This window comes from Spectribacter acetivorans, from assembly GCF_031846305.1.
GTDB lineage: Bacteria > Pseudomonadota > Gammaproteobacteria > Nevskiales > Salinisphaeraceae > Spectribacter > Spectribacter acetivorans.
The window spans coordinates 221,476-235,866 of record NZ_JAVRHY010000002.1 but is presented as its reverse complement, the minus strand read 5'-3'; the positions used below and the strand labels follow the sequence as shown (position 1 = coordinate 235,866).

Annotated in this window: 12 protein-coding genes; 5 read left to right on the top strand and 7 right to left on the bottom strand. The window is 65.3% G+C overall.

All coding sequences use genetic code 11. The features are described 5' to 3' along the window. Position 1 precedes the first annotated feature (1 nt). The 3 genes from RM531_RS03110 (at position 2) to RM531_RS03100 (ending at position 5,378) form a co-directional block, all read left to right on the top strand. Positions 2 to 916, top strand: coding sequence for a cation diffusion facilitator family transporter (locus RM531_RS03110; RefSeq protein ID WP_311657228.1), 915 nt, complete (start codon positions 2 to 4; stop codon positions 914 to 916). Beyond that, positions 913 to 1,743 carry a cation efflux transmembrane domain-containing protein gene (locus RM531_RS03105; RefSeq protein WP_311657226.1) on the top strand — a complete coding sequence of 277 codons (831 nt, stop codon included), beginning with the start codon at positions 913 to 915 and terminating at the stop codon, positions 1,741 to 1,743. Before RM531_RS03110 ends, RM531_RS03105 begins: the two co-directional genes overlap by 4 nt. Positions 1,744 to 2,792: 1,049 nt before the next feature. Next, positions 2,793 to 5,378, top strand: coding sequence for a mechanosensitive ion channel domain-containing protein (locus tag RM531_RS03100; RefSeq protein WP_311657225.1), 2,586 nt, complete (start codon positions 2,793 to 2,795; stop codon positions 5,376 to 5,378). On the opposite strand, the gene RM531_RS03095 is transcribed toward RM531_RS03100, so the two are convergent. Then, entirely contained in the window at positions 5,375 to 5,695 is a 321-nt protein-coding gene (locus RM531_RS03095) for a 2Fe-2S iron-sulfur cluster-binding protein (RefSeq protein ID WP_311657223.1), read from the bottom strand. The two genes, RM531_RS03100 and RM531_RS03095, sit on opposite strands and share 4 nt — an antisense overlap. 32 nt (positions 5,696 to 5,727) lie before the next feature. After that, positions 5,728 to 6,948, bottom strand: a complete 1,221-nt coding sequence (locus RM531_RS03090) for an NAD(P)/FAD-dependent oxidoreductase (protein ID WP_311657221.1) — start codon at positions 6,946 to 6,948, stop codon at positions 5,728 to 5,730. An 87-nt stretch (positions 6,949 to 7,035) separates the two neighbouring features. Between RM531_RS03090 and RM531_RS03085 the strand changes: the two genes are divergently transcribed. Both RM531_RS03085 and RM531_RS03080 read left to right on the top strand, forming a co-directional pair. Beyond that, positions 7,036 to 8,412, top strand: coding sequence for a DUF2868 domain-containing protein (locus RM531_RS03085; RefSeq protein WP_311657220.1), 1,377 nt, complete (start codon positions 7,036 to 7,038; stop codon positions 8,410 to 8,412). Beyond that, entirely contained in the window at positions 8,409 to 9,818 is a 1,410-nt protein-coding gene (locus RM531_RS03080) for a DUF3482 domain-containing protein (RefSeq protein ID WP_311657219.1), read from the top strand. The genes RM531_RS03085 and RM531_RS03080 overlap by 4 nt, the downstream gene beginning before the upstream one ends. Here the strand turns inward: RM531_RS03080 and RM531_RS03075 are convergent. Genes RM531_RS03075 through RM531_RS03055 form a run of 5 tightly spaced genes read right to left on the bottom strand, consistent with a single transcriptional unit; the run spans position 9,789 to position 14,167 of the window. After that, on the bottom strand, positions 9,789 to 10,367 hold the full coding sequence (locus RM531_RS03075; protein WP_311657217.1) for a PqiC family protein: 579 nt from the start codon (positions 10,365 to 10,367) through the stop codon (positions 9,789 to 9,791). The two genes, RM531_RS03080 and RM531_RS03075, sit on opposite strands and share 30 nt — an antisense overlap. Further along, entirely contained in the window at positions 10,364 to 12,013 is a 1,650-nt protein-coding gene (gene pqiB, locus RM531_RS03070; RefSeq protein WP_311657216.1) for an intermembrane transport protein PqiB, read from the bottom strand. The genes RM531_RS03075 and pqiB overlap by 4 nt, the downstream gene beginning before the upstream one ends. Next, a complete protein-coding gene (locus RM531_RS03065) occupies positions 12,010 to 13,245 on the bottom strand; it encodes a PqiA/YebS family transporter subunit (RefSeq protein WP_311657215.1) in 1,236 nt (411 codons plus the stop codon). The genes pqiB and RM531_RS03065 overlap by 4 nt, the downstream gene beginning before the upstream one ends. A 59-nt stretch (positions 13,246 to 13,304) precedes the next feature. Further along, on the bottom strand, positions 13,305 to 13,724 hold the full coding sequence (locus tag RM531_RS03060) for a MaoC/PaaZ C-terminal domain-containing protein (RefSeq protein WP_311657213.1): 420 nt from the start codon (positions 13,722 to 13,724) through the stop codon (positions 13,305 to 13,307). Next, positions 13,724 to 14,167: a MaoC family dehydratase N-terminal domain-containing protein gene (locus RM531_RS03055; RefSeq protein ID WP_311657211.1), complete on the bottom strand. Its 444-nt coding sequence runs from the start codon at positions 14,165 to 14,167 to the stop codon at positions 13,724 to 13,726. Before RM531_RS03055 ends, RM531_RS03060 begins: the two co-directional genes overlap by 1 nt. Positions 14,168 to 14,391 lie beyond the last annotated feature (224 nt).

Below are 14,391 nucleotides of genomic sequence, written 5' to 3'. Positions count from 1 at the left end.
CATGTCCGATCACGATCATAGCCACGGCAGCGGCAAGACGCTCTTGTTCGCATTGGTATTCACCACCGGCTTCGCCCTTGTCGAAGTGGTGGGCGGCCTGTGGTCCGGCTCCCTGGCGCTGCTGTCCGACGCCGGCCATATGCTCACCGATTCGCTGTCGCTGGGCGTGGGCGCCTTCGCCGCTTGGCTGGCGGCCAAGCCGGCCTCGCGCAAGCACTCCTTCGGCTTGCAGCGGGCCGAGGTGCTCGGCGCCTTGTTCAACGTCATCTTCATGTTCGCGGTCATCGCCTACATCGTCTACGAGGCCATTCGCCGCATGGCCGATCCGCCCGAAGTCATCGGCGGCGCGGTATTGCTGATCGGCGGCCTTGGTCTGCTGGTGAACATCACCGTGGCCTGGGTGCTGATGCGTGGCGAGCAGACCATGAACGTGCGCGGCGCGCTGCTGCATGTGATGGGCGATCTGCTCGGCTCGGTGGCCGCCTTGGCCGCGGGCACCATCATCTATCTGGGCGGCCCGCTGATCGCCGACCCGCTGCTGTCGCTGTTCGTCAGCCTGCTGATTCTGGTCTCCGCCGGGCGGCTGCTGCGCGAAGTCACACGGGTGCTAATGGAGGGTGTGCCGAGGGACGTAGATGCGCGCGAGGTCGGCGGCGCCCTCGCCGAAGTCGAGGGGGTTCGCGCCGTGCACGACATGCATATCTGGAGCCTGTCCTCAAATAACTATGCCCTGGCCGCGCACGTGGACCTGGACCGCATGGGCCGCTGGGAACAAACGCTGCCGCGATTGCAGGCCATCCTGCGCGAACGTTTCGGCATCGCGCACAGCACCTTGCAGCCCGAGGACGCCGCGATTCGGAGGGCCTGCGACGCCCACCCGGATTGCGGCACGAACAACACAGACGAACGCCCATGAGCAAGACGAATCCTAAAGCTCGGATCAGCGAATTTTCCGTACCCAAGATGGATTGCCCCTCGGAAGAGGGCGTGATCCGCATGATCCTGGAGGGTGTGACCGGCGTGCATGGCCTGGTATTCGATCTGGGCGAGCGTCAGGTCCAGGTGTTACACGATCGGGACGTGGACGAAATCACGCCCAAGCTCGAATCCTTGGGTCTGGGGGCATGCTTGCTGCGCACTCGAGGTGCGGACGACGATGATCTGCAAGCGCTGCAACAAAGCGACGAGGCGGATGCGCAAGAGTCCGGCACGCTGAAAATACTGCTGGCCATCAACGGCTTCATGTTCTTCGCCGAATTCACGCTCGGCTGGCTGGCGCAATCCACCGGCCTGCTGGCCGATTCGCTGGACATGTTCGCCGACGCGGCCGTCTACGGTGTGGCCCTGTATGCGGTGGGCCGCAGCCTGCAACTGAAAACCCGCGCCGCGCAACTGGCCGGCTGGCTGCAATTGCTGATGGCACTGGGCGTGCTTTTCGAGGTCGCCCGGCGCTTCATATTCGGCAGTGATCCTGTTTCCATGTTGATGATTACCGTGGGTTCGGTCGCACTGGCCGCAAACGTCACCTGCCTGTTTCTCATTTACCGCCACCGTCACGGCGGCTCCCACATGAAGGCGAGCTGGATATTTTCCGCCAACGACGTGATCGCTAATGTCGGTCTGATCCTGGCCGCGGTCCTGGTGGCCTGGACCGGCTCGCGTTATCCGGACCTGATTATCGGCACTATCATCGGCTTCGTGGTGCTCGACGGCGCCCGGCGTATTCTCAAATTGCGGAACTGACCACCGATGGCCAGAGCCATGTTGCATCTCGGCCGACCCAGGCCGGGTTCGCTCGCGCCGTGGCTGAGGACAACGGCGACCGGCGCGGCCCTGTCACCGGCCTTCGCTCCCTCATTTGATAGTGGATTGCGCCGCGCCTCAGCGTGTTTTTTCTCTGATCAGCCCATCGAGTACCGCCTCGATAGCATCTTCGCGGACGGCCGCATCGCCGAGGATGAGCGCGTAACACTTCAGCACGCGCTGAGCAAACTGGTCGGTGGTAATTTTTCGAGACTGGCGTTTCGTCGCTGCATCTACCCGTCGAAATGGTCGAACACCTCGCCCACGAGATCCACGAGCTAGCCGGCCAATTTTTCTACGGCAGGCGGCGCAAATGCAGCGACGCTAGCGCAGCCTGCGGCGCGAGTATCGCCAAAAGTGTGTGTAGCAGGGTGGATTACCTAGTGCTTGGCGCCGTTGGTAGCACGCACCGGGTGACCACAAAGCTTTGGTCGTACGATTGAGACGATAATGAACCTGCGTGCCGAGCACGGCCGGCCGATACTTGTTCTTGAAGATAGTTGGCGAGCCACGGTGGTGGTTCGAGCATAACGTGTACGCGCTAGACGAGACGCTGATCTAAAGACACTTAGATGCTGTACCTGATGGGCCCGCGGGTCAGCGAGCTCGCCAACGGACGGATGGGCGACTTTGAACTGCGCCTAAAACGATTAAGTTGTTCGTCCAGCAGGCCTGACGCTATGCTGACCCATACCCACCCTATAATACGCATAATGTATATTATGTTAAATGATAGATAAACCGATTGTCTTGCCCGCCTTTGGGCTCGGCCCTTGCCCTCTTCGTTGAGTCTTCCCAGCGAATGACGCAATCAATATCGCGTCCAAGGCAGTGGCGTGCGATTATCCGGAATCGACGTCCATTCCACGCTAACCCGGCGCCTAAGATTCGTGCTCGATCACCCTGATTCAAATAATAAAACTCGTTTTCTCTCTCGCCATCTGAGGACGGCGCTGCTGGCGCTGGGTGTGGTTTCCAGCGGTGGCGCGTTGGCGCAGTCGGCTTCCGAGGTTCTCGAGGCTCCGGCCGGTGATGAGCCGTCGAGTCTGCTGGAACAGATCGACATCTCGTCTCCCTCCCAGGGCGAACCGGGGCTGCGTGAGGAATTGTCCGCGCTCCGGACATCGCTGGACGAGCGCCAGGCCGCGCTTGCCAGCACTGAGGAACGGGTCGACCTGGTTGAGACTCGGGTTACCGACCTCCAGCAGGAATTCGAGGAACTGCAGACCCGCCTGCAGACGGCGGGCCTGGATGTGTCGGGCGAATATGCCGCGCTGCTGCGCACGCGGCTGAACCGGATGGAGGCCCAGCATCTGGACGGCAAGGTGATCGCCGGGATCAAGAACTCGCTGGAAGACGCGCGCATCGCATTGTTTGCCGTGGAAGAGCTTGATGCCGCGACGACCGATGCCCCCTCATCGGCGTCGGCGGAAGCACTTGCCGCGGACCGCCGCGTACTGATCAAGGCGTTGCGGGACGCAACGGCCGAACATATCGACGCACTCAATGCGCTGTTCGAGCAGGTCCGCGAGCTGCAGGCATTGATCCGGAACTACAGCAACCTGCTGTCGGAACGCCTGTTCTGGCTGCCCAGTACCGACCCGATGAGCCTGCAGACGGTGCGCGACACCGCGGCCGGTTTTCAGTGGCTGGCGCAACGGCAGCACTGGCAGACCCTGATGCTGAATATCGGCCCGTCCATGGCGGGACAGCCGCTGGCCTGGCTGCTGACGGTGGCGCTTGCCGGCCTGCTGGCGGCCCGTGACGTCCTGCGCAGGCGACTGCTCGCCACCGCGAACAACGTCGGGCATGTCCGTCATGACCACTTCGGACTGACCCTGGCCGCCCTGCTCTACACGGTTCTGCGCGCCCTGCCCGGCTCCCTGGCGCTCCTGCTCGCCGGTGTGCTGGTCCGGGACAGCAGCGCATTCGGTCGCGCCCTGGCCCAGGGCCTCTTCGATGCCGCGCTGGTGTTCTTCCTGTTCTGGTTCCTGCGGCACATCGCAACCGAAGGCGGGCTCGGCCATCACCACTTCCGCTGGAGCGAGAACGTGCTGCTGGCGCTGCGCAAGAGCGTGGTGTGGCTGCTGCTGGTACTCCTGCCAGTGGTGGCATTCGGGCGAATGTCGCATGCCGACATCGGCGAGTTGTTTCAACCCAGCCTCGGCCGGCTGTTGTTCGCTATCGCCAGCATCGCCCTGGCCTGGTTCGCCCACCGCATCGTCAGCACCATCATCGAGGGCACCACGGACGAGAATCCCCGGCGCTGGCTGTATCTTTTCTACGCGGCCACAGTGGCCGCGCCAATCGCGCACATGGGGCTGGCCCTAATCGGCTATCAGCATACGGCGGTCGCGCTGCAGTCGACGCTGTTCATTACCGTCTGCTGGATCGTGGGGGTGAACCTGCTTTATTACCTGGCGGTCCGCGCCCTGGGTATCCGCGAGCGTCGGCTGGCGCTGGAACGGCTGCTGGCCCAGCGGGAGCTGGACCGGTCCCTGAGCGAAGCGCGCGAGGCCGCGGACAATTCCGGCGAGGGCATGCCGGAAAATCTGGATACCCCCGATCTTGATCTGGACCTGATCAATCACCAGACACACGCCCTGCTGCGCATGATCGTGGCCGGCATGGCACTGGTGGGTTTCTGGATGCTGTGGTCGAACTTCATCCCGGCGCTTGCGGTGTTCGACGAACTGACGCTGTGGACGGTACCGGCTGTAACCGAGGGCGGCAGCGCCACCCCCATCACCCTGCAGGATCTGTTGCTGGCGCTATTGCTCGGCACCCTCACCTTCTTTGCGGCCCGCAATCTGCCCGGCATGCTGGAAGTGGCAGTCCTCAGCCGGCTGAATCTGGCCCCGGGCTCCAGTTACGCGGTGACCACGATTTCAACCTACTGCATCGTGATCATCGGCATCGTGATGTCGCTAGGCGCGATCGGCGCGCAGTGGTCCAAGCTGCAATGGCTGGTCGCCGCGCTGGGCGTGGGGCTGGGCTTCGGGCTCCAGGAGATCGTGGCGAACTTCGTTTCCGGCCTGATCCTTCTGTTCGAGCGGCCGGTACGGGTTGGCGATACGGTCACGGTGGGCGAACACACCGGTACCGTCTCGCGCATCCGTATCCGGGCCACGACGCTGACCGACTGGGACCGCAAGGAACAGATCATCCCCAACAAGACCTTCGTCACCCAGGAGGTCACCAACTGGACGCTGTCGGATTCGGTGACGCGCGTGATCATCCGCGTGGGCGTTGCCTACGGCTCCGACATCAATCTGGTCCAGGGACTGCTTCAGGAGCTGGCGAATGCCAATGAGCGGGTGGTGGCAGATCCACCGCCGGCGGTCTTCTGCGTGAATTTCGGCGACAGCAGCGTGGATTTCGAGATCCGCGCCTTCGTGACCAGCATTCTCGACATCATGCTGCTGGGTCACGAAATGCGGGCGTCAATCGCCGCCGCCCTGGCCGAGCGGGGCATCGTCATCCCCTTCCCGCAGCGCGATATCCATATCATCGGGCCGGCCAATCTGCCGGGTAGCGAGCCGTCGGCAGGCGAAGCGGGCCAGCCGTCGGGTTAGTACTGGGTTTCCGGAATCCGGACGACCATGCCGTCCAGCTCGTCGGTGACCGTCAGCTGACAGGTCAGACGGCTGTTGTCCTCCGGTTCGGAGGTGTACTCGATCATGGCCTCTTCGTCGCCCTCGGGGGCCGGCAGACGCGCCAGCCACGCCGGATCCACGTAGACGTGGCAAGTGGCGCAGATGCAATTACCGCCGCAATCCCCCTCGATACCGGGCACCATGGCCTCGATGGCCGCTTCCATGAGGGTGCCGCCGGTCTTTGCCTCCACGTCGTGTGAGGCGCCGCTGAAGTCAATGAAAGTAATCCTGGGCATTGTCGGCATTATAGTGACGAATATGCACTATGTTACATGATCGATTTCAGGTCGACATCCAGATCGATCAGTGTCGCCGGTTCGACGGCGGCCCGTGCCCCCACCAGTTTCTTGCCGGCCATGAAGGCGGGCGGCATGTTCACGGCGTCAACGGCGACGAGCTTGCCTTGCTTGAGGTAGAACACGGCGAAGGCGTCGTCATCGGGGTTGCCGCGGATGGCGGTCGCATCATGCCCTTCTGACAGGCCCACCATCTGCAGGCGCAGATCGTACTGGTTGGACCAGAACCAGGGCGCGGCGTTGTAGGGCTGGTCGCCGCCGGTCAGCGTGGCTGCGGCCGTGCGTGCCTGATCCACCGCGTTGGCGACGGATTCCAGGCGTACCGGCTGATCGAAGTACAGGTTGCGATGCCGGGTGCAGTCGCCGATGGCCAGAATATGCGGGTCGTCGGTTCGCGTGTACTCGTCCACCAGAATCCCGTCGTCACAGGGCAGTCCCGCGGCTTCGGCCAGCGTCGTTTCCGGCTGGATGCCGATGGAGACCAGCACCAGATCGGCGGGCACGGTGCTGCCGTCGTCGCAGGTCACGCCGCTCACCTGCCCGTCATCGCCGGCTTCAAACGCGACCACGCGGGTGCCGGTGCGCAGATCCACCCCGGCCTCGCGGTGCTTGCGCTCGAAATAGCGGGAAATGGTTTCGCCCGTGACCCGGGCCATCACGCGCCCCTCGGTCTCCAGCACGGTGACCGACACGCCCAGTTTCGCGGCGACCGCCGCCACTTCCAGCCCGATGTAGCCGCCGCCCACGATCACCAGCCGCTGCCCGGCGGTCAGCGCGGGGCGAAGGGCGTCCACATCCGCAATCGTGCGCAGGTAGTGGATGCCGTCCAGATCGGCCCCGGGCACCGGAATCCGGCGCACCTGCGAGCCGGTGGCCAGCACCAGGTTGTCGTATGTCAGGCCGGACCCATCGGCCAGCGTCAGTTCGCGGCTGTCGCGGTCGATTGCCTCGACGCGGGTATCCAGTGACAGCGTAACGCCGGCCTTGTCATAGGTCTCCTGCGGCTTCAGGTAAAGCGACGACAGTTCCACTTCGCCCGACAGGTAGGCCTTGGAAAGCGGCGGGCGCTGGTATGGCAGATGCGCCTCCTCCCCAACGATGACGATCTTCCCGTCATACTTCTTCTGGATCAGGGTCGTGGTGAGCATGCCGGCGGCATGCCCCGCCCCGACGATGACGGTGGTTTCGGACATCGGGCGAATCGGGTAGTGAAATGTCAGCGACGTATCTTGCCACGGAATCGGCCGCGATCAGAGGGGTCGGTTTTGTATAGTCGCGCCATGCACGCGCCACTACCTACCCGCCGGATTCGGGACGCATTCGTCGCGCTGGTCATCTGCCGGCAGGAAGAGATTGCCGGCCATCCCGACGCGGTCATCGAGGCGGACCGCACGGCGGCGGGGGCCGGCGGGCCGTTTCATGCCCGCGTTCGGATGCGTGCGCGATCACTCGCCGGGGCCGATGGCCGCGCGGATGCGATTGCCCGGGCCGCCCGGCGACTGGGCCTCGCGGCCATCATCGGTTTCGCGCTCGCCGGACTGGGCGGCCTGTCCGCCGCGTCGGCGGCGCTGGCCCCGGCGCCGCCGGTGAATCTGCCCCTGGTGCTGGTATTGCTGGTGGGCTTCAATCTCGCGTCACTGGGCCTCTGGCTGTTGCTGCTGCCGCTGACCGCGCGCTCCGGCGGCGGACTGGGAGGCCGCCTCTGGGACTGGTGGCACCGATGGCGCCGGACCCCGCCGGCCGGCCCGCCCCCGGCCGGTTTGATCACCACGCGGCTGCTGATGACCGAGCGCCCGGGCAAGTGGCTTTTCGCCGGCTGGATTCACGGCCTCTGGCTGGTCTTCAGTCTGGGCGCCCTGCTGGCGCTGGCGACTCTGCTGAGCCTGCGCGAAATCGATCTGGTATGGGAAACCACCCTGCTGGATGACAACGCGCTCCAGCGCTGGGCCGAACTACTGTCACTGGGCCCGGCACTATTCGGCGTGGCGGGCGCCAACGACCTGCCGTTGCAGGGCGAGACTGCCCGGGCGGCACGGCAGGACTGGGCGGCCTGGTTGCTGGTTGCCACCGCCATTTACGGCGCCCTGCCCCGCCTGATCGCCCTCGTGGTTTCACTGGGCCTGGCGCGGCTTTCCCTGGCCCGGGCGACCCGCGACGAACAACGGCCCGGCTTCGCGCGGCTACGGTCGCGGTTGATGGCGGCAACCGCCGCACCCGGCGCAACTGCCGCCGAGATAACGTCGCCTGCGGTACCGGAAGCGGGCAATCCGACCGCACCGGCGGTACCGGAAGGTACCTGGCAGGCCGTGGGTCTGGAACTGGATGAACCGCCGGCCCCGCCCCAGGAGGCCGCCTGGGACTGGCTGGGCAGCGTGGATGACCTGACCAGCCGACGAAACCTGCTGACGCGGCTTCCCGACATCCGGATCGATCGACTGCTGCTCATGGTCAGCGTCCGCACCACCCCGGACCGCGGCGCCGAGCGCTTTCTGAACGATGCCCTGGCCGCTGCGGGCGCCGATGGCGCGATCCTGCTGGTAGGCGCGACGCCCACACCCGCAAGACTGCGCGCCTGGCAGGAAACGGCCATTGCCGCGGGTGCCGGACTGGGCGTGTTCGGCCTGCCGGCAGGCGAACCTGGCAGGGTGTCGGCATGAACCCGATCACCGGCAATCCGTTGCAGCTGGCCGTCGTCGGCCACACGAACGCGGGCAAGACCTCACTGCTGCGCACGCTCACCCGCGACGCCCGCTTCGGCGAGGTGTCCGACCGGCCCGCCACCACACGCGACGTCGCGCGAATCGATCTCGGCAGCGATCCGGCCGCCGCCGTGGCCCTGTTCGACACCCCGGGACTGGAGGATGCGCTGGGACTGCGCGCCCATCTGGACGAGGGGCTGGCGCAGGCGGTCGACCCGGTCGCGGGCATCGAGGCGTTTCTGCAGGGCGACCACGATCAGGGCCGTTACGAGCAGGAGGCCCGGGTCCTGCGGCAGTTGCTGCAAAGCGATGCGGCACTGCTGGTCATCGATAGCCGCGAGCCGATGCGCGCCAAGCATCGGGAAGAACTCAGGCTGCTGGCGGCCTGCGGCCGACCGCTGTTACCGGTGCTAAATTTCGTCGCCGATCCCACGGCTGACGCGGCGGACTGGCGCACACAACTGGCGCGACTGGGTCAGCATGTTCTGGCCGAGTTCGACACCGTGGTGCTCGACGCCGGCGCCGAGGATCGGCTGTTCGAAAAACTGGGCCTGATGCTGGACGCGCACCGCGACCGCCTCACCGCTCTGCAGGCGGAACGTCGCGACGAGCGCCGCACGACCATCATGGCGGCCTGTCGAGTGGTGGCGGAACTGCTCATCGACGCGGCGGCGCTACGGCGGACCGCCGGGACGGACGAGGACCCGGCGCCAACCCGCACCGCGATGCGCGATCAGCTGCGCGAGCGCGAACAGGCCGCGGTGGCGGCGTTGCTGGATCTGTTCCGCTTCGAACTGGGCGCCTACCAGGCGCCCGACCTGCCGCTGGACGACGGTACCTGGCGCGAGGATCTGTTCGACCCCGACCATCTGCGCGCCTTCGGCATCCGCACCGGATCGGCGGTGGCGGCCGGCGGTATGGCCGGTCTGGGCGTGGATGCCATGACCGGCGGCCTGAGTCTGGGTGCCGCTACTGCCATCGGCGCCGGGCTGGGTGCGGCGGCCGGCGCCACCGATCGTCTGATCCGCCCCTGGTGGGTGCGCTTGCAGGGACGACAGGTACTGGCGCCGGATGTCGCGGTGCTGGCCCTGCTGGCGGCGCGTCAGATCATGCTGCTGCGCGCCCTGCTCCGCCGCGGCCATGCGGCTACCCAGCGCCTGCAATCGGAAGCGCCGGCCGGGGGCTGGCCCAGCAGGCAACTGCGGCGACGGGTGTTGCGTTGCCGGATGCATCCAGCCTGGTCGCGGCTCAATCAGTCACTGTCAGGCGGGGCCCCGCCGCGGGTGGCCCAGCGTATCGCCGAGGCGGTCGAGCAGGCCCTGGATGAAGCGCCCTCAGCGTCCGTCGATCAGCACCGGGGCTAGCGACTCGGCAATGTCGCCGATGAGTGCAGTGGTGGCGGCCGACAGCGCCGACACCAGGGCCGGATAGCCGTCATTGTCCAGCGGCTGGCGGATCGTGAAATGCCGGCGCAGCAGCAGTTCACCCCGTTCATTCTCCAGATGCCAGGTGCCGCCGATCACGGCAACGCCGTCGAAATGGCCGTTGAAACGATCGAAATGGACGAACAGCCGCGGGCCGGTACTCGGCGCGTGCTGCGTGAATACCCGCACCCCGGGCAATGCCCGGCCCAGCTGCGCCGGAATCCGGCGCCGCAACTGTTCGGGCAGCGGTTCCGCCCAGCGGTGGCGCTGCGCCGTGGCCACCTCGGTTTCTGTGGTCCGGATGACGATGCCCTGGGTCTGCAGATAAGCCGTCGTGCTGACACCGGCCAGGGTCAGGCTGATGCTGTCCTCCGCCGCTGCCGGGTCAGCCTCGGGGCCGGTGAGCAGGTAGTGATGCGTGGCAGGTACCGACGTCGCGCAGCCGGCTATCAGCGGCAGCATGATCAGCAGTATCGGAAGTCGGTTCATCGCGGCGCTCTCGGCATGGGGTCTTCCTCGGGTTCACGGCCGAACAACAGGGCATCGGGACTCTCGCGCAGCGTATCCGCCAGCGGGCCCAGGTCATCGAGGACCCGTGTCAGCTGTTGCAACGCCCGATCCAGCTGGTCGTAAACCGGCTGGCCTTCGCGATAGGCCCCCAGCGTTCGCTGGATTTCCCGCAGCGTCTTCTCCAATTCCGCGGGCAGGCTGCGGGCCTCATCGGTCTTGAGTACCTGGTTGAGGGAATCCAGCGTGGCTGTCATTTCCTCGAACGTGCGATCGGACGACGCCAGCGTATCGCCCAGGCGATTCAGGGTGGGTTCGATATCCAGATTGTTGAGCTTGTCCAGCAGCGTCGAAATCTTCTGTTCGATGCCGGTAAAGCCACCGACGGTGCTGGGGAACACCGGATAATCGCCCACGGTCACCATGTCTCGCGGCTCGGGTTCGTCGACGATCTGCAGATCCATGTACATGGCGCCGGTCAACAGGTTGCCGGGCCGTACGCTGGCCCGCAGGCCACGCTCGAATAGCCCGTCCAGGCGTTCACGCCACTCGTCCAGGCTGCGGTCGCCCCAGGCCGGTCCCAGCCGTTGGGGTTCGAACAGGATCCGCACCGGAATGCGGAAATCCTCGAAGTTCTGCTCGCGCACCGCCTCGGTAAAGAACGGCACATCCGTCACCGTACCCACGCGGATGCCGCGGAAGGCCAGCTGCGCACCAGGGTTGAGACCGCGGACCGAGTCTCGCACCAGCACGATGTATTCGATCTGCTGATCGAAACGATCCTGCTGCGCCTTATCGCGAGAGGCGAACAGATCGAAGTGGTCACCGTTGGATACCGCGCCACCCGGCGGTACGTCCTCCGGGAGGCCGAAGGTCACGCCGCCCGCCAGCATGGCCTCGAGCGACCCGAGATTCACCTGCACCCCCTCGGAGCTGAGCTCCACATCCACGCCGGAGCGGTTCCAGAACTGTGTATTGCGGCGGATCAGCGAATCATAGGGCTGATCGACGAATACCTGGTATCGCATTTGCTGTGTTTCGGCATCGAATTCCGCGGTTTCCACCCGCCCGGCCTCGCGGCCCTGATACAGCACCGGATCGCCCACGCTCAATGCTGCCTGCTCCCGGCCGGACAGGCGCAGCGACAGGCCCGGCGCATCCGATTCCATCACCGGCGGCTGCTCCAGCGCCTCGAAGCGGTAGCGCGGCTTGTCGGACTCGCCCGGCTGCATCTGGACATAGGCGCCGGAGAGGATGGTGTTCAGCCCGCTGATGCCCCGTCGGCCGATACGCGGCTTAACCACCCAGAAGCGGGTGTCCTCCACCAGCAGGCCGGTGGCGTCGCGATCCATGCGGATTTCGGCGATGGTCCCGGAATAGTCGCCAGTGAGGCGTACGTCCTCGACCTTGCCGACTTCGACGTTGCGAATCTTGACCGTGGTGCGTCCCGCCTCCAGCCCCTCGGCATTGGGCAACTCCAGCGTCACCAGCGCGCCGCGTGCCAGCACGTTCTGATAGAACAGCCAGCCGCCGACCAGGATCGCCACCAGAGGGATGATCCAGACCGCAGACAGCCAGGGGCCCCGCTGTTGATCGATATGGGCTGTCTGCAGATCGGAGTCGGTCATGTCGGGGTATGTCGTTGTGCGATCAGTCGCGGATCAAGGCTCTGCGCGGCCAGCATGGTCAGCAGCACCACCGCGGCAAACGAGGCCGCCGCGGGTCCGGGTGACACGGCCATGTACTGGTCGGCCTGGATCAGCGCCGTGAGTACCGCCACCACGAAAATGTCGATCATCGACCACCGGCCGATGACTTCGGTCACCCGATAAACCCGCAGGTCCCCCAATCGGGTGGCCGGCCGTCCGGTCTGCAGTTTAAGGCATAGCCAGCCCAGCATGCCGATCTTGGCAATCGGCACCACGATGCTGGCCACGAAGATGATCAGAGCGATCGGCCAGCTGCCGGTTTCCACCATGTGGACCACGCCGCCGATGATGGTGGCCGGCGTGGTATAGCCGAGGCTGACGGTCGCCATGATCGGCATCAGATTCGCCGGCAGCAGCAGGACCGAGGCGGCGGCCAGCAGCGCCCAGGTCCGCTGCAGGCGCAAACCCGCCGCGGCCGGCAGCCGATGCCCGCAGCGAGGGCAGGCCCGCGTGCCGGATGCCGTGAATATCAGTCCGCAGGCGTGACATCCGGCGCACCCCTGAGCAGCGGCGGTACGGCCCGCCTGTGGTCTGGCGGCCAGGTTGCCCGCCGGTACGAAACGGTGCCAGTAATCCGTCGGGTGAAAACGGCTGGTGATCGCCAGCATCAGGATCGCGTAGGCGCAGAAGGTATAGAACGCCGGCCCAAGCATCACGTTGGCTAGGGTCACGATCTTGATCAGGCTTACCAGGATGCCGACGATGAACACGTCGCTCATCATCCACGGCTCGATCGGGGCCAGCCAGCGGCATACCGCGGTACTTCCCGGCAAGGGTCGGTCCCTTGCCAGCGCCAGGCTCAGGTAGAACGCCCCGGCCAGGTAAAGCCCCGGCAGAAACACGGTGGTGGCCAGCACCAGGATGCCGAGAAACAGATAGGTCTGGTCTAGCAGGACGGTGCCGGCATCGAGCAGCCGGATGGTATGCCCGCGGCCCTGCACGTCGAATGACAGGAAATCGAACCCGATCGACAAAGCAAGCAGGATCAGACCGGTCAGCGACAGCGCTAGCGTGCCAGCATGGGTTCGCGGCCCGCCGCGGGCAATGCTGTGCGCACAGCGCGGGCATCGCGCACGCTCGCCGGCCGACAGGTTCGGGACCTCACAGACCCAGTCGCAGGTCGGGCAGACATGGGAGGTGGCCTGACTCATGGGGCAGCGTCGTACATCACGCCGCCAGCATACGCGAGGCAGCCATCCGCCAGCGGTACTTAGTCCAGCGCGATCACCGCCCGACCGCTGATGCTGGCCTTGCCCTCGCCGTCCACGTTTTCGATCTCGACTTCGATGCGGTTCTCGCCGTCTTCCGTAAACTTGCGGGCAACACGGCCCCGACTGGTGACCTCGGCATGCACCGGCACGATATCCAGAAAGCGTGCATCCAGATTCCTCAATGCCGTCTGCGGCACCCATTGGGTCACCAGCCGGCCGAGCCAGGCCATGCCGAGCATGCCGTGGGCGAATACATCATCCAGGCCGGCCTTCTTCACGAAATCGATGTCCACGTGCATCGGGTTGTGATCCCCGGACGCGCCGGCGTACAGCGCAAGCTGAAGCCGATCGATGGGCGGATGCTCGAGCGCCGGCAGGTTGTCGCCGACTTCGATGTCGTCGAATCGGGGCATTGGCATCACGGATTCCTCACGACGATGACGGAGCGCAGGCTGGCGATTGCCTGTTGATCCTGGTTGGTGACCTCGGTGTCCTTGACCACGAATTCCAGTTTGCCGCCCTTCTTGCTGTAGATATCGGTAATGCGACCGTGGAAGGTCAGCTGATCACCGGCATACGCCATGGCGTGGTACTGGAAACGCTGTTCGCCGTGCAGAATCTGGCTGACCTTGATACCGAGCTCCTCATACACCGCAAAGGGGTTGGGCACCTCCATTTCCAGACAGAACAGGAAGGTCGGCGGTACCGGAATGTCGGGATGGCCGGCGCCACGCGCCGCGTCGGTATCTCGATAGACCGTATCGGTCTCCCCGATGGCCTTGGCGAAGAAGCGCAATCGGCCCCGCTCCACGTCCACCGAATGGACGGGTAGCTCCCGTCCGATATGACTTGTATCGATCATCGTCCCGTGTCTTTTCGGTATTTGCCGCCAGCCTAGAGTATTTCTCGAGTCGGGGCGAGACCCGCACGTTGGCTTGGGTTCAACCCATACCGCGTGACATCGCGGATTGCCGGCTGGCGCGCCATAATGCTGGATATTCCGATTGGGAATGCGGCGCCGCTGGTCTGGCGCCACGCTAAATTGCCAGCATTCGGGCCCGTCTGGCGGCGCTGTCCCCGGCGGCC